Annotated in this window: 22 protein-coding genes; 10 read left to right on the top strand and 12 right to left on the bottom strand. The window is 41.7% G+C overall.

Annotated elements, in window-relative coordinates; genetic code table 11:
* The 3 genes from prpF (at window position 1) to C1E24_RS04585 (ending at window position 2669) form a co-directional block, all read left to right on the top strand.
* On the top strand, window positions 1–1173 hold the full coding sequence (gene prpF, locus C1E24_RS04595) for a 2-methylaconitate cis-trans isomerase PrpF (RefSeq protein ID WP_138479175.1): 1173 nt from the start codon (window positions 1–3) through the stop codon (window positions 1171–1173).
* Window positions 1174–1500: 327 nt separating this feature from the next.
* The gene (locus C1E24_RS04590) at window positions 1501–2094 is read left to right on the top strand and encodes a LysE family translocator (RefSeq protein ID WP_138479173.1); all 594 of its coding nucleotides are present in this window, start codon (window positions 1501–1503) and stop codon (window positions 2092–2094) included.
* A gap of 110 nt (window positions 2095–2204) precedes the next feature.
* Window positions 2205–2669, top strand: coding sequence for a nuclear transport factor 2 family protein (locus tag C1E24_RS04585; protein WP_138479171.1), 465 nt, complete (start codon window positions 2205–2207; stop codon window positions 2667–2669).
* A gap of 95 nt (window positions 2670–2764) precedes the next feature.
* On the opposite strand, the gene C1E24_RS04580 is transcribed toward C1E24_RS04585, so the two are convergent.
* Window positions 2765–3313 (bottom strand): mechanosensitive ion channel family protein, encoded by a 549-nt coding sequence (locus C1E24_RS04580; protein WP_138479169.1) that lies wholly within the window; start codon window positions 3311–3313, stop codon window positions 2765–2767.
* Window positions 3314–3372: 59 nt separating this feature from the next.
* On the bottom strand, window positions 3373–3681 hold the full coding sequence (locus C1E24_RS04575; protein ID WP_171040781.1) for a DUF952 domain-containing protein: 309 nt from the start codon (window positions 3679–3681) through the stop codon (window positions 3373–3375).
* A gap of 200 nt (window positions 3682–3881) precedes the next feature.
* On the opposite strand from C1E24_RS04575, the gene C1E24_RS04570 reads away from it, so the two are divergent.
* On the top strand, window positions 3882–4910 hold the full coding sequence (locus C1E24_RS04570; RefSeq protein ID WP_138479166.1) for a Kelch repeat-containing protein: 1029 nt from the start codon (window positions 3882–3884) through the stop codon (window positions 4908–4910).
* Between the two features lie 60 nt (window positions 4911–4970).
* Here C1E24_RS04570 and C1E24_RS04565 read toward each other — a convergent pair whose 3' ends face one another.
* Together C1E24_RS04565 and C1E24_RS04560 are read right to left on the bottom strand one after the other, a co-directional pair.
* Complete coding sequence (locus tag C1E24_RS04565) at window positions 4971–6359, bottom strand: sensor histidine kinase (RefSeq protein WP_240721942.1); 1389 nt, start codon at window positions 6357–6359, stop codon at window positions 4971–4973.
* The gene (locus C1E24_RS04560) at window positions 6265–7635 is read right to left on the bottom strand and encodes a sigma-54-dependent transcriptional regulator (RefSeq protein ID WP_138479164.1); all 1371 of its coding nucleotides are present in this window, start codon (window positions 7633–7635) and stop codon (window positions 6265–6267) included. Before C1E24_RS04560 ends, C1E24_RS04565 begins: the two co-directional genes overlap by 95 nt.
* Window positions 7636–7812: 177 nt before the next feature.
* Here C1E24_RS04560 and C1E24_RS04555 point away from each other — a divergent pair, with 177 nt between their 5' ends.
* The 4 genes from C1E24_RS04555 (at window position 7813) to C1E24_RS04540 (ending at window position 14181) form a co-directional block, all read left to right on the top strand.
* Window positions 7813–9060 (top strand): efflux RND transporter periplasmic adaptor subunit, encoded by a 1248-nt coding sequence (locus tag C1E24_RS04555; RefSeq protein WP_138479162.1) that lies wholly within the window; start codon window positions 7813–7815, stop codon window positions 9058–9060.
* Window positions 9061–9122: 62 nt separating this feature from the next.
* Entirely contained in the window at window positions 9123–9812 is a 690-nt protein-coding gene (locus C1E24_RS04550; protein ID WP_138479160.1) for an ABC transporter ATP-binding protein, read from the top strand.
* On the top strand, window positions 9805–12228 hold the full coding sequence (locus tag C1E24_RS04545; protein WP_138479158.1) for an ABC transporter permease: 2424 nt from the start codon (window positions 9805–9807) through the stop codon (window positions 12226–12228). Before C1E24_RS04550 ends, C1E24_RS04545 begins: the two co-directional genes overlap by 8 nt.
* Before the next feature lie 168 nt (window positions 12229–12396).
* On the top strand, window positions 12397–14181 hold the full coding sequence (locus C1E24_RS04540) for a serine hydrolase domain-containing protein (protein WP_240721941.1): 1785 nt from the start codon (window positions 12397–12399) through the stop codon (window positions 14179–14181).
* A 235-nt stretch (window positions 14182–14416) separates the two neighbouring features.
* Here C1E24_RS04540 and C1E24_RS04535 read toward each other — a convergent pair whose 3' ends face one another.
* The 6 genes from C1E24_RS04535 to C1E24_RS04515 form a co-directional block, all read right to left on the bottom strand.
* Complete coding sequence (locus tag C1E24_RS04535) at window positions 14417–15967, bottom strand: Calx-beta domain-containing protein (protein WP_138479154.1); 1551 nt, start codon at window positions 15965–15967, stop codon at window positions 14417–14419.
* Window positions 15968–16277: 310 nt separating this feature from the next.
* Entirely contained in the window at window positions 16278–17654 is a 1377-nt protein-coding gene (locus C1E24_RS04530) for a M23 family metallopeptidase (RefSeq protein ID WP_240721940.1), read from the bottom strand.
* Between the two features lie 209 nt (window positions 17655–17863).
* Window positions 17864–18034, bottom strand: a complete 171-nt coding sequence (locus C1E24_RS20900) for a hypothetical protein (RefSeq protein WP_171040779.1) — start codon at window positions 18032–18034, stop codon at window positions 17864–17866.
* Window positions 18015–18548, bottom strand: a complete 534-nt coding sequence (locus C1E24_RS04525; RefSeq protein WP_138479153.1) for a hypothetical protein — start codon at window positions 18546–18548, stop codon at window positions 18015–18017. The genes C1E24_RS20900 and C1E24_RS04525 overlap by 20 nt, the downstream gene beginning before the upstream one ends.
* Window positions 18549–18803 carry a helix-turn-helix transcriptional regulator gene (locus tag C1E24_RS04520; protein WP_138479151.1) on the bottom strand — a complete coding sequence of 85 codons (255 nt, stop codon included), beginning with the start codon at window positions 18801–18803 and terminating at the stop codon, window positions 18549–18551. It lies immediately after the preceding gene.
* A 1224-nt stretch (window positions 18804–20027) separates the two neighbouring features.
* A complete protein-coding gene (locus C1E24_RS04515; RefSeq protein WP_171040777.1) occupies window positions 20028–20681 on the bottom strand; it encodes a glutathione S-transferase family protein in 654 nt (217 codons plus the stop codon).
* 83 nt (window positions 20682–20764) lie between these two features.
* On the opposite strand from C1E24_RS04515, the gene C1E24_RS04510 reads away from it, so the two are divergent.
* Entirely contained in the window at window positions 20765–21295 is a 531-nt protein-coding gene (locus tag C1E24_RS04510) for a TetR/AcrR family transcriptional regulator (protein ID WP_138479148.1), read from the top strand.
* 633 nt (window positions 21296–21928) lie between these two features.
* A complete protein-coding gene (locus C1E24_RS04505) occupies window positions 21929–22882 on the top strand; it encodes a hypothetical protein (RefSeq protein ID WP_138479146.1) in 954 nt (317 codons plus the stop codon).
* A gap of 752 nt (window positions 22883–23634) precedes the next feature.
* On the opposite strand, the gene C1E24_RS04495 is transcribed toward C1E24_RS04505, so the two are convergent.
* Both C1E24_RS04495 and C1E24_RS04490 read right to left on the bottom strand, forming a co-directional pair.
* Entirely contained in the window at window positions 23635–24435 is an 801-nt protein-coding gene (locus tag C1E24_RS04495) for a DUF2145 domain-containing protein (RefSeq protein ID WP_138479142.1), read from the bottom strand.
* A 72-nt stretch (window positions 24436–24507) separates the two neighbouring features.
* The gene (locus tag C1E24_RS04490) at window positions 24508–24858 is read right to left on the bottom strand and encodes a hypothetical protein (protein WP_138479140.1); all 351 of its coding nucleotides are present in this window, start codon (window positions 24856–24858) and stop codon (window positions 24508–24510) included.
* Window positions 24859–25034 lie beyond the last annotated feature (176 nt).

The raw sequence follows: 25034 nt of genomic DNA, 5'->3' as shown, positions 1-25034 counted from the left end.
ATGGCTTTCAAACCACAAATTAAAGTGCCTGCAACTTATATGCGTGGCGGCACCAGTAAGGGCGTCTTTTTTAACCTTGCTGATTTACCAGCCGCGGCGCAAGTTGCAGGTGAGGCACGCGACAATTTATTGCTGCGCGTGATTGGCAGCCCTGATCCATACGCAAAACACACCGATGGTATGGGCGGTGCAACGTCAAGCACCAGTAAAACTGTGATTCTGGCAAAAAGTGATGTGCCAGATCACGATGTAGATTACCTATTTGGTCAGGTTGCAATTGATAAGCCTTTTATCGATTGGAGCGGAAATTGCGGTAACTTAACCGCTGCGGTAGGCGCATTTGCGATCAGTAACGGCTTAGTTGACGCTGAACGTGTGCCTGAAAACGGCATCGCGGTTGTGCGTATTTGGCAAGCCAACATCAAAAAAACCATTATTGCGCACATTCCTATGACCAATGGTGAGGTGCAAGAAACCGGTGATTTTGAGTTAGATGGCGTGACTTTCCCTGCTGCCGAAGTCGTGGTTGAGTTTATGGACCCAGCTGACGGTGAAGGCGATATGTTCCCATCAGGTAACTTGATTGACAGTCTTGAAGTGCCAGGTATTGGTACTTTTCCTGTGACCATGATCAACGCAGGTATTCCAACCCTATTTTTCAATGCAGAAGACTTAGGTTACACAGGCACAGAGTTACAAGAAGCCATTAACAGCGATGCAGCCGTGCTTGAACGCTTTGAAACCATTCGTGCTCATGGTGCAGTGAAAATGGGTTTGATCAAAGATATCGCAGAAGCAAAAGTGCGTCAGCATACGCCTAAAATTGCGTTTGCTGCACCTGCTCAGGCTTACACCGCCTCAAGTGGTAAAGCGATTGCTGAGTCTGATATCGATGTGTGTGTCCGTGCACTTTCTATGGGCAAGCTTCACCACGCCATGATGGGCACAGCGGCTGTTGCAATTGCGACGGCTGCTGCAATTCCTGGCACCATAGTGAATTTGGCTGCTGGTGGCACTGAGCGTGAAAGCGTCACCTTTGGTCACCCATCGGGCACATTAAAAGTCGGTGCAGCTGCAAAACCTGTTGATGGTAAATGGCTAGCTGAAAAAGCGGTCATGAGCCGAAGCGCAAGAGTGCTAATGGAAGGCTCAGTACGCGTACCGCAGGACTAGGTTAACCTGAACTAGGAATAATAAACTTATCTCCAGCGGCTACTTTTAATGCTAACTGCGTTGAATTCACTTGCAATAGGCTAGCTATTGACGCGTAAATTCGCCTTGTTATCTCTAAAAGTTTCCGGCTGGAGACTTAGTTGGAAAAGGTTTATTTAATCTTCTATGCATTGGTAAATCTCTTAACCCAAGTTCAGGTTAATTCGAACTCAAGTTAATTTAAGCAAATTGTTCATGAGTTGTGATACTCCCAAGGCCCGAGAGGGCCTTTTTTAATGACTGAATCACTCCGTATTTATATTTTAAAAGTAAAGGGATTAGGAATAAATGATAGAAGCAGTTACCACCCTCGCACTCACTACCGCACTTCTATTAGGCTCACCTGGGCCAGCACCGCTTGCCCTCGCTGGTGTCGGTGCCAGTTTTGGTTTTAAGCAAGGTTTAGGATTTCTTGCTGGTATTCTACTCGGCTTGCTGGTGGCAATTAGCTTAGTGGCATTGGGGTTAGGTAGCTTGTTTGAGCAATTCGCAACGGTCAAACTCATCTGCCAAGGTATCGCAACCGCTTACTTAATTTATGTGGCGTATAAGATCGCGAGTAACACCAGCGGCATAGAGCAAAGAGCAGGGACAGCGCCAAGCTTTAAAGATGGCTTTATATTAAATTTAATCAACCCAAAAGCGTACGCCGCGTTTTTAGCTATTTTTGCAAACTTTATGATCCCAGCAAGTTCTCCTGTTTACAGTGCTATGTTAACTGCTACGGTTAGCTTTGTTGTTGCTGTTATCGTTGATGGATTATGGATGGCAATCGGCAGTAAACTCAGGCCTTTCTTTGCAAAACCCGAGCAAGCAAAATGGTTGAGAATTGCGTTTGCATTGCTGTTATTAGTGAGCATTGGTGCGTCTTATTTTCTTTGAGTATTTGTACCAAGCTTCTGTAGAAAGAAACACATAAATTGTTACTTATTAGCCGTTTACATAGTAAGTAGGGTGAGAGAGGCTAGGTGCTTAACTTTCAAGGAACACCTATGTTGAATTTAAAATCTAGTCTACAAGCGATTGCGCTTGTAGCTATGGTGTCTTTCTCTGGCGCAAGTAGTGCAAAAGCCACCTTTAATGCTGAACATAACGATATTGTTAAAACGGTAAACAGTTACTTTAAAGGCATCGCAGAGTCTGATGAAGTCTTAATCGCGCAAGCTTTTGAGCTAGAAAATGGTCATATAAAGTCTATCGTGACAGATAAAGAAACTGGCAAGCAAAGCATTCGCAGTCAAACTTTGGGTGATTTTGCCAAGATATTTAAGCAGCCGACTAAAGACCATTGGCAAGCCCATATTCTTTCTATTGATGTTGTTGACCAACATATGGCCATGGTTAAGTTGAATTTCGAAACATCAAAAACCCATTACATAGATTATTTGGTGCTTTATAAATTTAATGATGCATGGAAAATCGTAAACAAGACCTTTGTAGCTAAGCCTAAAGGTTAGTTTGTTTTTATAGAGCAATACGTTTCATTATGAATGAAGTATTTTTGTGGTGAACAAACTAATTTGTTCACTACACTAATTTCTCAACGGATTAATTAGCTTTTAGAATCAACCGACTTTTTATCTTCAAGCTTTTGATCTGAACTCGTCGGTTTTTTAACTTCTACTTTCTTTGGGTTTTTAATCACCCCTTTTTGCAGAATCAGTGTATTTGGATAGGTGATCAGTTCATCTTCACGGCGAATAAGTATATGAAACAGCGAAATCTCTTCAATTACACCTGAAATATCGTCGTCTTTGTCCATGACTTTAATTCTGTCACCAACACGATATGGAAAGCCGAAGAAGATGATTAAGCTGGCTGTGATATTACTTAAAATCGACCACTGGGCGAAAAGTGCCACACCTAATACAGCAAACACTGACGACATAAATAACGCCACTTGCGAGTAGGCTAGCCCCGAAATACTCACAATTAGCGGAATAATAAACAGCAGCGCGACGATATAAATGGTTTTACTGATGTATTTAATACGGAAAATGCTGACGCCTTTTTTATTGCCATAACGATGGATCAAAGAGTCGATAAATTTTAGTGAAAGAAAAAAGCCCAAAATAATAAGCGCGATCGTTAAGGTTTTCATGTTATTCCTAAACTTGTTTTAAAAATATGAGGCTGGCAAACACGTTACTACTGTACAGCTTAAATCTCAGTGACTTCAACAATCGCATCAGTATTGAGCTGGCCATAAATATGTGGAAAAAGCCCAAGCTCAGGGTTATTAGTAGCCCCTTCGTACTTAACTTCAGATTTGATGAGGTTTGGGTCAACTCTCAACAATGATAAAGGACCTTGGTCTTTATAAAAGCGCGCCAACACGTAACTAATTTGCGTCTCCGAACATGCATGAATAAAACCTTCAGTGTCAACTGAAGGCGTGGTGTAAAAAGCTTTACTGAGTGTTACTGCCACCTGGTCTGTCGGCAAAATTAAATAAATAGCATCTTGCATTAAAAGTTCCTCATTCTGTATTAGGCGAGATTGTACCTTAGAGTTTGCATTCATTGAGATCTGTTTTCTAAATTTCGCTCTATAATCATTCAGATGAAAGAATTCTGTATGACTTATTTGGTTGTTGGACCCAAATAAATACATTGACGGTTATGTTTGTGATAATCATGTATGAACAGATCAGAGACGAAGGAGTTTTAGTGAGGCTTTTAAACAAATTAGTACTGTTAACTTGCATGCTAGTAGGCGCAAAGTCATTAGCGGCTGACTCTCCCACGCCTTCGCAGTGGAAGTCTGCACCAGACTTGCCGATTACTTTTCAAGAAGTCTATCCGGCAGTATTTATGGATAGAGTGTTCATAGGTGGTGGCTTTACCAAGACAGATTCTGACAGTTTTTATGGTTTAGGACCGACACGAAAGGTATTTATCTTAAATCCCTCAGAGCAGTTTTGGGAAAAAGCGCCCGATTTACCAGAGTCACGGCATCATTTGGGGATGACGAGCAATATTCATTATGTATATGCCATCGGTGGTTTTACTGGTCCTAAAGAGGATGCATGGCAGCCGCAGCGGGCTGTGTATCGTCTAGACAGCAGAAAGAGTCGCTGGATGAGTGCGTCTTCTTTACCTATTCCTATGGCCGAGTCAGTTTATGCAAATGTCGGTAAAAATATTCATGTGATTGGCGGGAAAACGCGTAAACGAGGTGAGACGCAAAACATCGACACCAACGCCCACTATGTGTTGGTGAATAATGCATACTGGCGAAAAGCAAAGCCAGCACCGACAGCCCGCGCCTCAGCGGCTGGTGCGGTGATTGGGAATAATATTTATGTGATAGGTGGTCGCACTAGCGGTGAAAACCGACAAAACTTAAACACCGTTGAAGTGTACGATGCTCAAACCGAAACTTGGCAAACTCGCGCACCTTTACCTATTGCCGCGGCGGGCCTTGCTGCTGCCGTAATCGATGGCAAGATTATTGTCTCGGGCGGCGAAGCTTTTTCAAACACCGGCAATTGGCAAGATGGCAAAGTGTTTAACTCTGTGTTTTTGTATGATCCTAACATTGACGAGTGGCAGGAAATTGAACCTTTACCGGCTCCGCGTCATGGTCACGGTAAAGTGAGCCTAAACGGAGAAGTATATGTGCTCGGTGGTGCTGCTAAAATTGGTCCGCAAGAAACTCTATCAAGCACTTTGATTTATCAGCCAACACAAAACTGATTAAAAGAGAAAGCGTTAGCGCCTTCTAACGCTTTTCACTCAGATTCCGCTTAGAAGCTATTATAAAACCAGTGTAAATCTTGCCCCTTCGCCTACCTCAGAGGCCACTTTTATACGCCCTTTATGGCGATGAATAATTTGCTGACTAAGCGCTAAGCCTATACCTGAGCCTTTAGGTTTAGTGGTAAAGAAAGGCACGAAAATCTTCTCAAGTGCACTCGGTTCGATGCCATCGCCGCTGTCTCGTATGGCAATTTCGCATTTTCCATAACGGTTAATACTCGCAGTGATATTCACTGCTTTCTCATTTTTTTGACTCAATTTTAAGGCATCTAGAGCATTGGTGATTAAGTTAACCAGCACCTGTTCAAGCATCTTTTTATCGCCTGAGACAGTTAAGTTTTCGGGCTCAATCGAAATCGTTAAAGCGATATTAGCCTCATCAAATTGTGGTTTCACTAGTGGTTGTAAATCATCAAACAGGTTTTGCACTGAAATCGGTTGCAACTCTAAATGAGGAATATGCGTGAGCTTACGGTAGTCTTCAATAAAACCAAGCAAAGACTGGCTGCGAATGCCAATGGCGTTCAGGCTTTGCAGGTAATCGTCGACTAAATCTTGGTCATCTATATGGTTTGCAAGTTGTTGCTCTGTGATGGTGGCTAGGGTGTTTGAGAGCGAATAAATTGGGGCGACAGAGTTACCAATTTCGTGAATTAATACACGAATAAGCTTTTGCCAGGAATCCATTTGCGTACTTTCTATTTGCTCTGAAATGGCAGTAAACAGCCAAAGCTCGTAGCGATTGTTATGATAATTAAAGGCGAAATATTTAAACAACATGTCGTCTTCGACACTGGCACCTTGTTTGGTTTGTTCAAGAATAGGCTTTGCGCTTAGGAGTTCTTTCGCATCGCTAAACGTTCGAATGTCTAGGCTTCGCTTAGCGGTATTGTTACACACTACTACGTCTTGCTGATTTTTGATGAGGATCACCCCAGCATCAATGTGTTGTAACATGGTCTCAAAAATAGCGACTTGCTCTGCTTGCTTGAATTTATCGTCTTGTACTTTTTTGATCAAGTCATTGCAGATTTGCTGCTCTTTAGCACCTAGGGTGTGGGTTTCACTGAGGCGAAAACTACAGTCTTGATATTTCAGTGCGTTGATGACTTCGTTGAACTGCTGTTGCTGTTTGGCAAAAAGTTTGAGTGTTAGGGCTGCAAATAGGGCAGAGCCAAATAAAGCCAAAATGCTGAGCAAGGTGGCATGACTGAATGTAAAACCATAGAGTCCAATACAAGCAAAACCAACCGCCGAGACAAAGTAACCTAACACCGCCGCGCTGTTTTTATTAAACACCGTACTTCTCCATTTTGCGATATAACGACGCACGGGTGATACCGAGTGCTTTAGCTGCATGGCTGATGTTGCCTTTAAAGTCAGCAATAGCACGCTCTATGGTCATTTGTTCAATGTCAGCAAGATTATAGGTGTCGAGCTGCGCAGCACCGCTTTGCGTCTCTTGGTTAGGCATGAGCTGAAATTGCAGTTGTTCACCGTCTGACAAAATTACTGAGCGCTCAACTAAGTGCTGTAGCTCACGAATATTGCCCGGCCAATCATAGGCAAGTAACTGCGCCATGGTTTTATCGCTCACCGTTTTATGATCTAGTTTGTATTTTTTGCAGTAAAGGTCAGCATAAAACTCTATCAGCAAGGGAATATCTTGCGGTCTATCGCGCAGTGCCGGCAGTGTGATCTCGACGGTATTGATGCGATACAACAAGTCTTGTCTGAACGAGCCTTCACGCACCATGTCGTATAAATTCATGTTGGTCGCTGTGATCAAACGAATATCGACCGAGATTTCTTTGCTGCCGCCAACTGGAGTGATCACACGGTTTTGAATGGCAGTTAACAGCTTGCCTTGTAATTCGAGCGGAATATTCCCGATTTCATCTAAAAAGAGGGTGCCGGTGTCGGCTAACTCAAAGCGACCTTGTTTGTTTTCTTTGGCATCGGTGAATGCGCCTTTGGCATGACCAAATAGCTCACTTTCAAATAATGAGCTGGCAATGGTGCCCATATCAACCGATAAAAAAGTATCGTTAGCACGCAATGATTGTTTATGAAACTCGCGGGCGATAACTTCTTTACCTGTGCCACTCTCACCTAAAATCAGTACATTGGCATCGGTTTTTGCGGCTTTTTCGAGGGTTGTGAACACTTGCTCCATGGCTGGGCTGTTAGCAATGAGGTTCTCAAATGGACGATTTTGATCTGCCAAAGACAGTGCCGCGATTTGGTTCAGCTTTTTGCTTTTTTGGCGCTGTGCGCTTAAGTCAATACAGTTCGCCACGGTTGCCAGTAGCTTTTCGTTTTGCCAAGGCTTTAGCACAAAATCACTGGCCCCTTGTTTGATGGCATCCACTGCCATCGACATATCGCCAAAAGCGGTAAATAGCACCACAACGGCGTCTTCGTCGATGGCTTTGATTTGCTTTAACCAGTAAAAGCCCTCGGCTCCTGAGGTCGATTCTCGGGTGAAATTCATATCGAGTAAGATAAGAGAAAAAGACGCTTTCTCCATGGCGTCACTGATGTTGTGCGGGTTATCTAGCGTGACAACACGCTTGTAGTGTTGTTTTAATAACATCTTAGTGGCAATTAAGATCTCGGCGTTGTCATCAACCACCAGAATCGACTTATCAATTACAGCCATGGCGCATTTCCTTACTTTCAAAGTGTACGATATCGTACACCAAGTGTTTTAAAGTTTTACACTTTTATCTGTGCTAAATCGTACTTGAAATTATAAGTTATTGTTATATATGTGTTTTTGTTTTTGGCACAGTAATTGTCTTATATATAACAAATCTAAACGATTAGGATGTTAGAAATGGATAAAGTGATCAGCAAAAAACGCACATTTAAAGCATGGTGGTTGGCAGCCCCAGCAATTGCCATCGCGTATTTTTTAATAAGCAATACCGCGAATAGCAGTGGCAGTCGTTATAACCTAGAAATGGACAAAATAAAGGTAAGCACAGTCACTCGTGGTGAATTCACCGATATGATCCCACTACGCGGCAACATTACCCCGAGTAAATCAGTGTATTTAGATGCCATTGAGGGTGGCCGTGTAGAGCAGCGCTTTGTAGAAGAAGGCGCGATGGTTAAAAAGGGCGATAAGATTTTAGCTTTGAGTAACACAGGCTTGCAGCTTGATGTTATCTCTCGTGAGGCGCAAATTTCTGAGCAGTTAAATAACCTACACAATACCCGTTTAGCCATCGACCAAAACCGCTTAAACCTAAAGCGCAACTTATTAGAGCTGGATTTCGAGATTAAACAGAGTGAACGCAAACTAGCTCAGCATAAAAAGCTGGTGGCGAACAACCTAGTATCGCAAGACGAATTAAAAGCAGTGATCGAGCGCACACAATATTTAAAAGACCGCCGCACTTTGGTTATTGAACAACAAGAGCAAGATGAGCTTATTCGTACCGCCCAAATTGCTCAGCTTGAAGACAGTGTTGCACAGCTTAATAAGAACTTAAGCTTCGCCCGTAAGAACCTTGAAAACCTAGTGATCAAAGCACCGATTGATGGTCAGCTAACCGCATTCAATGCAGAGCTGGGTGAGTCAAAGTCGCGTGGTTCACGCTTAGGTCAGGTTGATATTGTCGGTGAGTACAAGGTCAGCGCGTTAATTGATGAGTTTTATCTGGGCCGTGTATTTGCTGGTCAAACCGCAAAAATCACCCACCAAGGTCAAGATTACACACTGACACTGGCAAAAGTGTATGCCGAGGTAAGCAATGGCCGTTTTGAAGTCGATTTAACCTTTAACGATGCCTTACCTGAACGTATTCGTCGCGGCCAAACGTTACAAATGGAATTGCTACTTGCCGATGCAAAACCAGCCAAGATGATCCCAAATGGCGGCTTCTTTCTCGATACCGCAGGTAAGTGGGTGTTTGTAGTCGAGCAAGGCAGCGATGTTGCAGTTCGCAAACAAGTTCGCCTTGGCCAGCGCAATAACAAATTCATTGAAGTGTTAGAGGGATTAAACGAGGGCGACAGAGTTATCACCTCAAGCTATAGCACTTTTATCGACATGCAGACTTTAAAGCTGACGCAGTAAACGTGCGTCATCAATGAACAATTAGAAAGATTTAAAAATTAAAAAGAATTAGGACTAAACAGATGATCAACTTAACTAACATTAGCAAAATATTCCGCACAGAATCAGTCGAAACACATGCACTTGATAGCGTCTCGCTTCATGTAGAGCGTGGTGAGTTTGTAGCCATTATGGGTCAGTCTGGCTCGGGTAAATCAACGCTACTGAATATCGTCGGCATGCTAGATCACATCGATCAAGGTGAATACATTTTCGATGGTAAAGACATCAGTGGCTTCACCGAAAATAAGCTGGCCGACATTCGAAAAGATAACATTGGCTTTATCTTCCAAAGCTTTAACTTAATTGATGAATTAACTGTTTTTGAAAACGTTGAGCTGCCATTGGTTTACCAAGGCATAGCGAAAAAAGAGCGTGAGCAGCGCGTATTGGCGATTTTAGAAAAGGTCGACATTTCGCACCGTAAAGATCACTATCCGCAGCAACTTTCGGGTGGTCAGCAGCAAAGGGTCGCAGTTGGCCGCGCTATTGTTGCCGAACCAAAAATGCTATTGGCCGATGAGCCAACAGGTAACTTGGACTCTAAAAACGGTGAAGAGGTCATGAAGTTACTTGCGCAATTAAATCGTGAAGGCGTAACTATAGTAATGGTTACCCACTCAGATCACCATGCCAATTACGCACACCGCGTGATCAATGTATTAGACGGTCATATCGTGTCACAAAATATGCAGGAGGTGCGTTGTGCTTAATAACTATTTGAACATTGCCTATCGCAATCTGTTAAAACAAAAACTTTACTCAGGCATTAATATTCTTGGCTTAGCCATTGGCTTGGCGATTTGTATCAGCATGGCAATATTTGTTGAATCTGAGTTAGGTTACGATAAACACATTAAAGGCCACGAAAACATTTACCGTACGTCATTAAAGATGACAGTGCCAGGCTCGCCTGCGCAGCACTTTGCACAAGGCTCGGTGTATAACGCAGAGCGTTTTTCGACAAACTTTGATGAGATCCAAGAAGCAACGCGACTACGTGAAATCGGTGCAACTTTAGGGTTTGGCAATACACATTTCAGTGATGATGGCATTAATCTAGCCGATGCCAATGCGATTGAGTTTTTCTCTTTAGAAATGTTACAAGGCAATGCACAAACAGCCCTTGTTGCACCCAACTCTGTGGTGCTGACAGAATCTGCGGCACAGCGTTACTTCTCAAGCACTAATGTGATGGGCGAAACGCTAGTGCTGGCGAATCGCATTAGTTTAAAAGTCACAGGAGTAATTAAAGACTTACCAACACGTACTCACTTAGATATTTCAGCGCTAATTAGTATGGGTACTGCCCCTGAGTTTTTACAAAACCCAAATTGGGATCAAAACCCAAGCTTTAACTATCTGACTTATTTTCAGCTTGCGTCGAATACAGATATCAAAGCCCTTGAAGCAGGCTTTCCTGACTTCTTGGAAAACCATGTTGGCGAAGGGGTGAGTGATGCACTGAATTATACGCTGATTAACATCACTGATATTTATCTCAACTCTAACTTCTATGGTGAAATGAAAGAAAATGGCGACATCAATATCGTCTATTCATTCAGTATTATTGCCGCGCTTATCTTACTGATTGCGTGTGTGAACTTTATGAACCTGTCTACCGCAACGGCGACTAAACGCGCAAAAGAAGTCGGGGTACGTAAAACCCTTGGTGCGAAGAAGCACAGCTTAGTTACTCAGTTTATGGTTGAAGCTATTATGCTTTGCTACATTGCTTTATTCATCGCAATTGCACTGGTTGAGGCGACCTTGCCTATCTTCGCTGATTTTATTGGCAAAGAGCTGGCATTTAACTACTTCGATTTAGGCACATTGGCTATCTTGTTATCTCTGGGTTTATTTGTCGGGTTGATCTCAGGTGCGTATCCGGCGTTTTACTTAAGCGCTTTTAAACCTGCTAAAGTGCTGAAAGGTGAAGTGACGCAAGGTAAAGCGGGGGCGTTACTGCGTAAAGGTCTTGTAGTTTTTCAGTTCAGTGTGGCAATTATCTTAATAGTGGCAACCGTAGTGGCGAGCTTGCAGTTAAGCTATGCGCGCAACATCGACCTAGGTTATGACAAGTCGAATACCTTTGTACTACGTGGTTTATATACCACTGAAGCCAGCCCACAGCGCGATGCCATTAAAACGCAACTATTGGCGAACCCAAATATTAGTAGCGTAACCAAAACATCACGTTTTCCGACGGGAGCTTTAACAGATGCTATGGGCTTAATTCACCCAGCAACAAACGAAATGCAGCTTATGCCTGTGCTGTCAGTCGATGAAGACTATTTCTCGTCTTACAATATTAAGCTGCTGAGTGGCCGAGGTTTCAGCCGTGATTTTACTGCAGATGCGATTTCTCGACCTTCAGAAGAAAATCCAAACCCAGAGTTTAGTGTTGTTATTAATAGCGTAGCCGCTAAAACATTGGGTTATACCCCTGAAGAAGCGGTAGGTAAGCAGTTTAAAGTATTATTCACTCGTACCTCTGAAGGCACCGCGACCATTGTAGGTGTAACAGAAGACTATTATTTCTCGTCTTTAAAAACAGAAGTGGCGCCGACCTATCATTTGCTTAACCATAACAATGGTTACAGCATGTCGATTAAGTACACAGGCGACACCGCACAAGTACGCGACTACATTGAGCAAACCTGGAGCAAATTTGTACCAGAACAACCGATTGCACTGGATTATCTAGACGATAGATTCAACCAGATGTATCAGCAAGAAGACAGAGAGTTCATTGTATTTAACTTGTTCTCATTACTGGCTATTTTCATTGCATGTTTAGGGTTATTTGGACTGGCATCATTCACCACACAACGCCGTACCAAAGAGATTGGTATTCGTAAGGTGCTAGGTGCCTCTGTGCTAGATATTGTTATCTTAATTAATAAAGAGTTCTCAAAGCAGGTGTTGATTGCCAACATCATTGCATGGCCTGCTGCCTACTTCATTATGCAAGAGTGGTTAAACAGTTTTGTGTATCGTATTGATTTATCTATATTGCCATTTGCTCTAGCAACGACTTTGGCCTTTGTGATTGCGTGGGTAACTGTTGGCTCTTTATCTGCTATTGCAGCAAAAGAGCGACCTATAACTGCATTGCGATACGAGTAAACCAAGTTAACTCATTCGTCTACCACATCAATCAACGCGGCCATGGCCGCGTGTTTTACTTTCACATTTCCCTCACATAGTTTGCGATACGATTTACTTCATTAAAGTACCTATATTTTAGAGAGATAGATGTTCAAGCTATTAGTAATAAATTGTTTGGTGTTATTAATGAGTTTTTCAACGGCTGCTAATACGCAAACAACACTAGAACAGCAAATACAAACCGTGTTAGATGACATGTCGTTAGCAGGCATTAGTTGGGCAACCGTTGGTGGTCAACAGATCAAAAATAGCAGTGCTGGTTTTGCTAATTTAAAGCAACAATTACCGATGCACAATGCCACAAAAGTACATGTCGGATCGGTGTCAAAATCTGTTTTGGCAATGGGTGTATTGCGCCTGATCACAACCGGTGAGTTGTCTTTGCATACGCCCATCGCTAACTTATTACCAGAGCTCGCGTTCAACAATCCTTGGCGAGAAAATACACCTATCACAGTGGAGCATTTATTAGCACACACAGCGGGTTTGGAAAATATTCGCATGTGGCAGATGCTTAGCGTTACACCCACACCCAATACGCTATTAATTGAGGCGTTCAAAAGTCGTAATACATTACTGAATATTCGCACCCAGCCTGGCAGTCAATATCTATATTCAAATATAGGTTACCAACTGCTGGCAATGGTTATTGAGACGGTGACGAAAAAAAGGTATGAAACTTATCTTGACCAAGCGTTACTAAAACCATTGGGAATGTTAGACAGTACTTTTCATTTTTTGAGCCAAGAAGGTGAAAACGCCGACCCACGTTTAGCCATGGGCTATCACGAAAGTGCCGTGCCTCAACCAGCGGTAGCCATATTCTTGAGAGCGCCTGGGCAATTCACAACCACCGCCGCTGATATGGTGAAATTCATGATGTTCACCATGGGAGAGGGAAAATTAAATGACCAAGTATTTATTCGAGCAGATTTATTCTCAGCGCTGTCATACCCTGAAAATACAGAAGCGGCCAAGGCAGGGTTAAAAATAGGTCATGGTTTAGCGTTAGCGAATCGAGATAGACATGGCGTTATTGCAGAATGTCATCCAGGCTCTACCTTTGGTTTTAACGCAAATTTTTGTGTGTTCCCCAAGCAAAAGAAAGGTTTTTTCTTTGCCGTTAATACCGATAATGAATCACCTTATGTTGAGCGTTTAAATAAGCTATTTATAAAAAGTTTATCGGTAACTTCTGCTCCTCAGGCTCAACCAGAAATAAAGGCAGCTGCATTATCAAGCCCGTCACTTGCTAAAAGTGGTGTGTATTTTCTCGCCCCAAACAGCATGGCAGAATTTTCGCTCGTAGATCGTGTGTTCCATTTTGTTTGGGTATCGCAAGCACAGTCTCAACTGACTTTACGTTCTTTACAAAGTGCCGATGTAACACTGCAAGCTGTGAGTCAGAATTTATACAAAGCCAATGAACGAGTCACTCCTTCACATGTATTTTATCAAAATGCTCAAGGTGACTTGATGCTGAGCAATGGTTATAAAACGTATCAGCAAGGCAGCATACTTGAACTTGCATTTTATTGGTTAAGTTTACTGTTAGGCTTAATTGGACTGGTTTATGTTTTATTGGCAGGATTTGTAAGGTGGATATTTTGGCGTCAAAGCGCGTTAACATTAAGCCCGATAGTGGCAAACTTAGTTCTTTTTGTTGTGCCAGCGGTATTATACGCGACACAAAGTTTTTTAATGTTTTCAGAAGTGACAGCAGCGTCGATATCACTGGCAATTTTATCGGGTTTACTGCCATTTAGCTTACTTGGTACATTGTGGCTAAACTATAAATGTACAGCTAAAAACGTCTGGCAGCGAATTGACCGCGTATTCATTTTTATGGCATTACAACTGTGTGTTTTATTGCTCTTAGCAGGTCAACTTCCGGTTATATTTTGGCGATGAAGTCACGCGGTTAGGGTCACATTTTGCAATTTTTAAAAGATTTTTTTAGCTTAGAGCATGAAGTCTGACCTGAGGTAGTTGATAACAGCCCAAACTCAGCATGTTTTTTAAACGACCAAATATAAATACTGAGTCGTAACCTCACGCTTTACTGGCATTGAGAGGTTTGGGGCTCAAAAAAATGGCTTCTCTCCAGAAGCCATTTTGCTTTTGCACTACTTGTGGGGGAGTCGCTTTACCAGCAACCGTTTGCGCAGTTTACATTGTGATGATTGTGAATTTGAGATTTATGACCAGTATGAACGTTTACTGTCACGCCGTTATACGTCAGTGTTGCCCAAGCCACCGTGCCATTGTTCATCCACCAAGTACTTTGACTGTCTCCAGCGTAAGCAAAGCTGCCAGACAGTGTTTTCGTCGCTATCTTTTGGCTACTGATATAAAAATTAACAACAGTGCCTGCCGGCGCATTTGGAAAATACCCTTTAATGCCTCTAATACGCTGGCCGTGACAACAACCATCTGAGCCTTCCCAGTTGACTTGACCATTTTTAGCGGCATTTTGTAATTGTTCAGCGGTATTCGGGTCATTTTCTACAATGGTTGCTATTTGCTGTGCACTCCCTGTCGCATGCTCTGCAGCAGAAACATGTACTGTGAATTGTTTATTTCCTTCGTATACCGAGTTATCAATGGTTGGGATCTGGATACGATAACTGGTTTCACCGGCTGCAATTGTGATGGTTTGATCTGGGTAGGTGTAATCATTATTCGGTGTCGTGATTGGGGTCGTTGAAACATCAATTTTGACGTCTTGCCCTGTTGCTCTATCAAGCGTAATTTTAAACTCTAACGTGCCACCTTCATTCACCGAAGCTGTAATTGCAGAAAGAGAAATTTCAGGTTGTGTGAGCGGTTGGCATAATGGTGTTTCAGGGCAGCCTATACTGTCAGTGTTATCAACGGCTAAATCATTTAGCTGTGCAGGCAGCGTCGCCATTTTACATGCCTCTCCCGTATAAGGTTGAACTTGGTAGAGGTCGGTTTTATTTAGACTGCCATAATCATTGCTTTTATCTCGGCTAACAATCAAAGCACCTGCGCCATTAAACACCGCTCCCGTTAAAGTTGGGATAGAGTGAGATGAAAGCTTGTTTAATGTTAATGACTCAAGGTTAACGGTAAAAATGGCCGAGTTGGTAACCAAATATAATTGCCCTTGATTAAAAGCCAGATCGCCTCGCCACATTTCACTGTCTTCTGTGTAGCCTGAGAATGTGCCAAGTAAAGTCGTCGCGCCAGTATGAGGATCTATGCTGTACAACTTATTGAAGTAAGAGCCGACTAGCAAGCCAGTATTCTCATTATAAGCTAAACGGTACATAGGTTTACTTTTCGCAAGAGAAGTATGTGTTTTGGTTGTCATATTTACATAGGCAATCCGAGTGTATTTGTGCCGACTGGCCGAAATAGGCAGTGACTTCAACTCTGTGCTATTTAAATCAACTCCAAACAAATCAAGCTGATACTCATGCGCTCGAGGCGCACTGATATAGTACAAGCGATTTAAATCGCTGGCATAAGCCAATGCCGCAGAACTAAAGAGTGCTTTTGAATGAATAAATGTGTCACCACTGTACTCATTTACATCAAAAACTAAGCCGACTTCTCCTCGACCGGCATTAATACCATAGAGCTTGCCAGTACAAGCAGCCGAGTAAACTTGCGCAGATATGAAGCAACATAAGCCGATCAGCAAGGTGCCAAAATGGTGGGGTTTTAACATAGCTTACCTCTCTAGAAATTAGATGAGTTTTGGCCAGTCCTTGAAAGAGTGTTTTATTTTTGAGCTATTAGTAATCCATAAAAAGAATAAAAAGTAAACATTAGATTTACAATTTGTAGTTAAAAGGTTGTGGTTTTTGTTTTTTTTATGTGCTTTTAGCAATTTGCTTTTCGTTGTGTTGTAGTAGCTGGGTATGTGAAAACACAGAGGAGGGAGATGGTGTGAGCGTGATTTATATATCGAGGGCTCAGGTTATTCTGCCCTCGATTTTCTAAAGTCTCGTCGTTTATGATTGAGTTAGATGGTGTGATTACTCGGCAATGTGCGTATCGCTTTTACTAATGGCGGCATACCTTTGATTTACCCCTTTAATATGCGTTTTAAATGCCACTAAATCATCGCCTTTCAACTGAATATTACTTGGTTGCTTCATAGTTAATGGGTTGATTGCTCTGCCATTTTTATGCACCTCATAGTGCAAGTGACGGGCTGTAGACATACCGGTATTACCTAAGTAACCAATGATTTGCCCTTGTTTTACACTCGCGCCTTTTTTAATGCCTTTTGCGAACCCTTTTAAATGCGCATACAAGGTGCGATAGCCGCCATGATGCTCTAATAAAACACGATAACCGAAGCTTTTGCTGTAATTGGCTTTGAGTACTTTGCCTTTACCTGCCGCCATAATAGGCGTACCAGTTGGTGCACTGAAATCAATACCTTTGTGTTGGCGAGTGTAGCCTAAAACAGGGTGTTTTCGTTTACCAAAAGACGATGAGAGTCGTGCGCCATTGAGCGGTGTTTTCATTAAAAAGTTTTGCGCCAGTTTCCCATCTGCAAAGTAATAGGCGTCTTCAAACTGGTAGAGCTGATAAACGTCTTTGTTGTTCACAAATTCTATGGCAACGAGTTTTTGTGGGGCACTAAACTTTTCGAATAAATGCGCGTCTTGTTGCACCGTTGATTGGCTAAAGTTTAATGTGATCTTATCGCCAGTTCTGATCTCACGTTGAAAGTCGACAAAATGAGACATGGCTAAAATCGCACTGTTGATCACATTGGCGGGGATCTCTGCCTGACTTGCCGCTTTATAAAGACTTTGACTGATCTCAAATGATTTACTGAAGCGACGCTGTCTCACCTCTATTGAAATAGGCGACAACTGCCAAGTGTTATCAATTAATGTGGCTTCAATTAATTCGCCATAGCTGGTGGCAAAGCGAAGGTGCTTTTGTTCTTTTACTGTGTCAGTGTCTTCGGTGTCGTGGCTGTTTATGTCGGCATTAGTCATTGTTTCAGCGGTCACAACAGACGCATTGACTATGTGCGTGACAACATCGAACTGAGTCCCAGATTTAATTTTCTTAAAATCAAAATGAGGCTTTATGTCACGAGCCAGCGCATAAATTTGCGACAAGCTGAATCCGGCTTCTTTTAAAACATGGGTAATGGTTTGGCCGCGTTTTAGAGTATACGTTGTGACTTGAGGTGGAACTTCAAGCGGCTCTGGCTGAGTAATAATATCTGCTGGTAATTCAGTATTGGCAGAATCTTTGTGGCTGTCAGTTACAGCTGTATCAGCGCTTTTTTGCGCTGCAAGAGGCTCATTAGGTTGTGTTGCCTGCTCATTATTGCCATTGCAGCCAACTAAAAAAGCGCTTAACAATAACAGTCTTTTTAAAGCCATATTACTTCCTTGAAACATCGCTGTTGAACAATGTATTTTCATTTTATTTTTATAGTTAGATTTTTTGTCTGCTCAGGCATTCTAATCGCGCAGGGTGCACGTCAGCTGAACGGGTTATTTAGTGTAGGGTCTTTTTGATAGGAATAAAACAAATAAACCCTGAAAATCAGGGTTTATTTAGGTGATTGAGTTAATTAGTGAAGACTAAATTAACCTTCGTCAGGTTCGACAGGTAAAGTCGCTGGTTGGTAGCTACCATCGGCGTTGGTAGATTTTTTTTCTGTTTCACCTGCGCGTGGCGGCAGATCTGGATTAGAAATTGGACCACCGGGGGCTCCACCTGAAACTAATACTAAATCACTAAGCTCGAGTTGTTTCATAATTAGATCCTTTTTTATCAAATGTAAAAGATAACACTGCGAGACTAGAAAATATATGTAATACAAGCTGTATCTTTTTCAGCAAATATAATTTGATGTATGGTGTATCGATTACGTAATACTTATACAGTAATATTTCTATGTAGCAAATTAAATGTGCAACTATGGATAAGAAACATAGAAGTAAAATAGCAGCTTCCTGTTGACTAAACTTTAAGCTTGCTGCTTTCTCAAAGAAACTTAAATTAGTGACTCTATGTATGTGAAGTGCAAAAGTCTTCCGATAGAAAGATGGAACAAAAAATAATAAATTCATTAAAATTGTCCACCCATAAAAATGAGTAGTCCAATTAATTGAATATTGAGCAGTATAATTATCTATAATACCAACGGTTAAAAATAAAATTAGAAACCACCTAGCTCCAACATTTTGCCAACATACCAATAAGGCGAAAAAAGCAATAAATGTTGGTAGGTAGTCTAGATAAACTAAATAGTTTGATAATGCGTCCATTTAATCTCTCCTTAAAAACGAAAAATAAGAATCAAGATCGACACCGAAAATGAATAACACATCTAATAATTGTGTCATCGTCATTTCACTTTTGCCAGACTCCCAATTGCTTATCGTAGATTGATCAACATTGGATATCATTTTTTTAGCCAATTGCGCTTGTGACATACCTTTACTTTGCCGCATTTGTCGTAGTGAACGTTGCACATGAAGCTTAAAGCTTTCTGCACTGCGCTTTCTTTCGATTTCCTTCATTCAACCCCTATCCGTGTTTTAACAAATTAATAGATAAAAACCGGGACAGGCTATCATGAGAATATTCATTTGTATATATTTTGTTAAGAAGTGCAAAAGATACCTTACGGAGTAAGGTTATTTTGCGCAAGGTGAAATGAGCAAGTTTAATTGAAGCTGAGGTGATAGTCGTTGTGTACGAAGCAAAGTTATTTTCGCGCAAGGGCGAAACGCGTCTTGAGGCTTGCGAGTGCGCGCAGCAAGACTAGCGTTGAGCGTGAGGCCTAGGATGGCCGAACCGGACCCAAGCTACATGGAAGTATTACAACTCAATACGTATTAAGTATCGAAACGAAGTTTCGCAGCGCGAGGAGGTGAGGGTATGGATACCCGATGGGCGTAGCTACATGGATGTAAATCAACTGGGACTCTAAAACTTACTTTTATAGTGCGCGCAGCAAGACTAGCGTTGAGCGTGAGGCCTAATCGTGCAAAATACACGTTGCGAAGCAAGGTTACTTTTGCGCAAGATGAGTTAAGTTAGCTTAAAAAATGCTGAGGGTTTTTTAATCTACATGGATGTACAACAACATTGCTCTCAAAACTTATTTGCATCTCGTCATTTATGGCAACATTTTAAATTAGCCTTCAATTTAACTTTTTGTCGCGTTGGCGACGGCAACCAAAGGGCGGCTGAGCCATTCAATTTGAAATAGCTTCAAAATTCTTCCCTGAAGCATCAGCTTGTCGTCATCCATGCCTCCACTTCCTCGCGCTGCGATGCTTCGCATCGTTCACTCGTCACCCATGTACTAAATCAGCCTTGCAGCGCATTGCCTAAATGGATTTAGGTACTTGGGATTTGTCTGGAACAAAAATCCCGCCATGCGCTGACATTACTCATCAATTGCTTACTTTCAGGCGATATAGAAGGGGTAGGGGAGTTGTCTGTTGGTTTGTGTACTTCGTTTAGCAAATTTTGAGTCTGATAGTTTTGTAGGTCGTCATTTATGGCGGCGGCAACCAAAGGGCGGTTGAGTCATTCAATTTGAAATCGCTCCGAAATTCTTCCCTGAAGCATCAGCTTGTCGTCATCCATGCCTCCACTTCCTCGCGCTGCGATGCTTCGCATCGTTCACTCGTCACTTATCCATGAATTATTTTCAGATGAGATGGAAGGGGAAAGGGGCCTCAGTTGGTTCTAAGAATAGATTGCACTGTGCAGACCTTCCCCCCGTCTATTTGCTAACGATTAAAACTCAACACTTCAGCGCAATGAGGATATTCAAAGGCAGCTTGATAATACTGCTTAAGTTCAGGGTATTGGTTTAGCAAATTTAAATCGCCCTCTAAGCCATGAATGTAATCCAGCATAGGCAGTAAGATCGCATCAACTAAAGTGAAGTGCTCACCTAAAAACCAATTAGTTTTTTTACTTTGCGAGTTATATTTTTCTGCCAATATTTTCAATGTTGAATGTGCTGCTTGTTTTCCTTTTTCCAAGGCTTCTAAACAAGGTGTTCCATCTTGATTTGCTGGAAACTTAAGGGTTAAAACATACAAAGAGATCAAATCACGATAACCATAAATCGACAGCATGCTACTCCAAGCATCTATTGAGGCAGCTTGTTTTGGGTCACTTGCAAACACGCTTGGGTCTGCAAGTGTATCTAGATAACGAGCAATGGCATTAGATTCAGGCAAGATAAAATCATCATCAATTAATACCGGCACCTTGCCATAAGGGTGAAGCTTTAATAGCCCCTCGGAGCCTAATGTAACATCTTCACCTTGCCACTGGTTTTGCAACGAATAGGGTAATGACTTTAATTTACAGATCATCTCAATTGAGCGAACAAATGTTGAAAAATCAGGGCCTACAATCTTGAGTGTGTTCATTTTTACTTTCCTTTTCTGAATGGTTGCACTCGATATTATTTGCAACGACAATATGTTCAAGATCATATTTTTAAGGAATAGCCATGCCTTGGGATGTTACGCACAAAACTAAAAGCAAAGAGAAAATTCTGATCTGCGCCGCCAAGCTTTTTGTTGCAAAGGGCTTTGATGCTGTGGGGATCAATGACGTGATGAAATCAGCAAACATGACGCGTGGTGCATTTTACGCGCACTTTAAATCAAAAGCCGACTTATATAACCAAGCGCTGGTGGTTGCTGCATTTGAAGCTAGAGAGAACATTACTCAAGGTTGCGACCAAGGTTTTGCAAGCTTGCAACATAATTACTTACAGCAAGGGCAAGACCCAACTCTAAAAGACAATCAGCAATGCCCGATAGCTTTGTTGATTTCAGACATCAGACAGCGAGAACCCTTAGTCAGGGAAACTTACGAAAAGGTATTCACAGGGTTTGTGAAATATATTGAGTCGCAAGGACTGACAGAAGCAGAAGCACTAAAAGAAGCTGCAACAATGATTGGCGCAGTAGCTCTGTCAGAGTCGTTGACTGATAAAAAGTTGGTGGAGAAGTTATTGGCTGCGTGTGAGGGATAAGGTGCAAAATATACGTTGCGAAGCAAGGTTACTTTTGCGCAAGGTGAAATGAGCTGTTTTGACTTAAGTTGAGGCAATTGAAATTTGCCTTCAATCTTGCTCTTTGTCACGTTGGCGACGGCAACCAAAGGGCGGCTGGGTCATTCAATTTGAAATAGCTCCGAAATTCTTCTCTGAAGCATCAGGCTGTAGGCATCCATATCTCCACTTCCTCGCGCTGCGATGCTTCGCATCGTTCACTCGTCACCCATCCATGAACTAAATTAGCTTGAAGCGCATTGGCTAAATGAATTCAGGTACTTTGAATTGGTCAGGAGCAAAAGCTTCGTTATACGCTGACATTCCAATCAATTAAATCTTTTTGAATAAGTATAAGGTGGATGCATTTATCAAGTTTAACTCCATTGTCGTGAGTAAGTAATTGTTGTGTAGAGTTGTTATTCAATCTTCTTTTATGCAAAGGTTGTTTTTAAGTTTCTGAAATTGTGAAATATTTATTTCTTCGAGATGAGTTTCCTTAAATGTAATGAAATTTTAATGTTAAAACCTCTTGATTTATTAACATTTGTATTGATAATGGGCACCGCAAATTGTTCTGATTTGTATTATTAATAAGGAAATGGATTAATAAATATGAAAAAAACACTCTCATTGTCTGCGTTAGCACTAAGTGCGACTCTATTTAGCTTTTCATCATTTGCGAAATACATTGAGTATATTCCTGCAAACGGTTGGAGCGCTGAAGGTAAAGTGACTTATAAAAATGGCAGCACTCAATTTAGTAAAACTCATAAAAGCTCAACACTAAGGAAAATCACGAGTAAGGCACATCAGATTGAGTCATATGAAACTCAACTAAGAAGCCAAATTAGAAGTGAAATTCAAAAGCAAATCAATGGTAAAGCTTCCCTTAAGTCATACAGCTTCAACGTAAATGGCGATCTAGAAATTAGACTTCGTGGTCTATCAAATGGCAATATTGAAGCTCGAGTTGGTAACATTTCTGTCGCTTCTAGTGCAAAAATTAAGAAGAGCTGGTACGCAAGCGGTAGAATCAATATTAACTCTAACAAGCTTTACCTAACGGGTACTTATAACCCAATTACGGGTAAATTAAATAACTTAACTGCAAACTCAAACTTCAAAGTGAATGTTGATGTTGATGTTGACTCAGCGCTAGACTGGTTAATCCCAGGCTTTAACTGGTTAGTTACTAATAAGCTAGAAGACAAAATTGAAAGCAGCGTAAAAAGCTCTATCTATTCAGCACTTAACAGCAGAACAAATGGATATGAAGACGTGCTGTTTGGTTTAGACAGATATTTACCACATGGTAAATATGTTTATCGTGGTAAAGACTATGCAGTAGAGCTTGAAAATGCATTTAAAGACTTGGTGAGCGGCGAATCAATTACAGTTAAAGCATATACACGTTCAAAGAGTTTGAGAAACAATGGTTCAGTGAACATTGGTCATGTTGACATTAATATCTCAAACCACCTGTTCTTAAAGGTAAATGACACAATTACCACAAGAACACGATGGGAACCTGAATGTGGTGACTTTGGTTGTACTGCAGAGCCATAAGCAATTGCCAATATTTATTTAAATAAGCAATAGAGCCACCAATGAAAATTGGTGGCTTTTTTGTGTTTCTGATTTTGCTTTCTGTCGCGCTGTCGAAGTTAATCTAAAGGCGTTCAGTAGGTCAATTTGATTTAGGTGCAAAATATACTCTGCTTCGCAACGTGTATTGTCATATACTTCGCGGCATAAAGTTATTTTTAAAATAGCTTGTAAGCCTCTCCACCCTCATAAACCACCGCTTTTTTAATCAAGCCAAACTCTTTTAAGTAATCATCAGTGGGGTCAGAGTCGTTGATTTTGGATTTTGATCCCATTTACAAGAAACTACAGGTTCAAGTTTTGCACCTGTAGTATTTTGGAGCAAAGAGTTTGGCCTTATGAGCTCAAAGACAACTCGAACCTGCCTGAATTCCATAACCCGCAAACAACGCCAATTCCCTTTTATCACGCCCTGAAAATAATGAATTGATGAGTAATGTGCTCGCATGGATGCGAGCCAAGCCATGCTTGTACATGGATGTACCTTCATGGCGTTTATGTTCATATCAATTTATTGTTTGAAGGATCTAGTGTGATGAAGGGCGCCGTGGGGTTCCAAGGGGAGACCGGCGGCAGCCTCCCCTTGGTTGTCGTCGCCAATGCGACAAAGAGTCAAATTGTAGGCAAATTCCAATTATCTCAACTCCAGTCAAAGCAGCTCATTTCACCTTTTGCAAAAGTAACCTTGCTTCGCAAGGTGTATTTTGCACGTACTAAAACAACTTACTCACCTCTCCATCTTCATAAACCACCGCTTCTTTCATCAAGCCAAACTCTTTTAAGTATCGGCCAATACTCGTAAAGCTAGTCGTTTGAATCTTACTTTCATGGTCTTCTGTACTTACACCTTTGGCAAACCAATTCCCTAATGCCAATTTAAAGCGGCTCACTTTCACAGGCTGTGGCGTGAAATAGGCTTCTGTATTGGCTTTAATACGCGTCATGTCGTCGGTTTCGTATATCGCAGCATTGATCACGTTCAGTGTGTGTTCTGTGCAGTTTTGAAATTGATTGTTAAATGGGTTGGAGATTAACGAGTAATTTGGGTTATGTAGCGCTTGATTTTTACCTGATGTGATGGCTTCAATTAAGCGAAGTTGCAAGTCGGGTGAAGGAATAATAATTCCGGCTTTTAGGCTCTCTACACCCCAGAAGAAGTCGACAGGGTAATCGGTCATTAACGCACTCTTTTCTGGGTTATCGGCATTTTGATACAGGTTATAAATGGCATAGCCTTTGGCTTTGTTACCATTGTCTAACGTGATCTGAGAATAAACAGCAATAGCAGTGTGAGTGAATTGAAAGCCGCGAGGTAAGTCTTTTTCTGGTTGACCTAAACGCGCAATAATAAACGCACGGGCGCCTTGTTTCGCTGCGTACTTTTCGACTGATTTGGCAAAGCTTGCGACTTCTTCTGCTGAAAATTTAGATTCACTGTTTTGCTGGCTGCCTGCAAAGGTATTTAGAGAAAACAGCAAAGCAAATGTGAGAATGAGAGATTTAAAGTAGCGCATAATGTGCTCCTTAATTAAAAGCTGTAAAGGGGCTTTACAGCTTTTTTTAGGCATTTAAGTTAAATAGCTTTATTAGTCTTTCTTGTCTGACTTTTTCATTTGATCTGCGGGTGAGCGGTCCACTGTAATGGTGATCTCGGTAATTTCGAGTGGTTTATGCTTATCGATTTTATGTTTGCCTGATGCCGCATCAATTAGTGACTCGCCAACGGCTTGGCTTGCCGATGCTGTGCTGCCAACAACTAATAATGGTACTGCGACTACGCCGCTGGCCACTTGGGCGCTGGCTGTTGTACTGTGTGCGCTAGCTAGCGCTGAGTGGCGGCTGCCTTTGCTGGCATGTTCAGACGCAGACTCTGCGTAAGATGCAAATGATGTCAATGCAATTAAACCTAATGTGAAAAGTTGAAAAATGCGTTTCATAGTGGTGTCCTTTTAAATTCAACATACTGTGTTTGTTTGCGTTGACTACAAGTTAGACCAGAGGATTAATTACGTAAACTCAGTTATTAGATGTAGCAATTTAAGAAACTCTAAGTATAGTAATCCTAAACTATCTGGCGTTTTACTTTGGCTATTTCAATTTTCTTAGTTGTTGG

This window comes from Pseudoalteromonas phenolica, from assembly GCF_005876835.1.
Taxonomy (GTDB): domain Bacteria; phylum Pseudomonadota; class Gammaproteobacteria; order Enterobacterales; family Alteromonadaceae; genus Pseudoalteromonas; species Pseudoalteromonas phenolica_B.
This window is presented reverse-complemented; position numbering and strand designations above follow the sequence as displayed.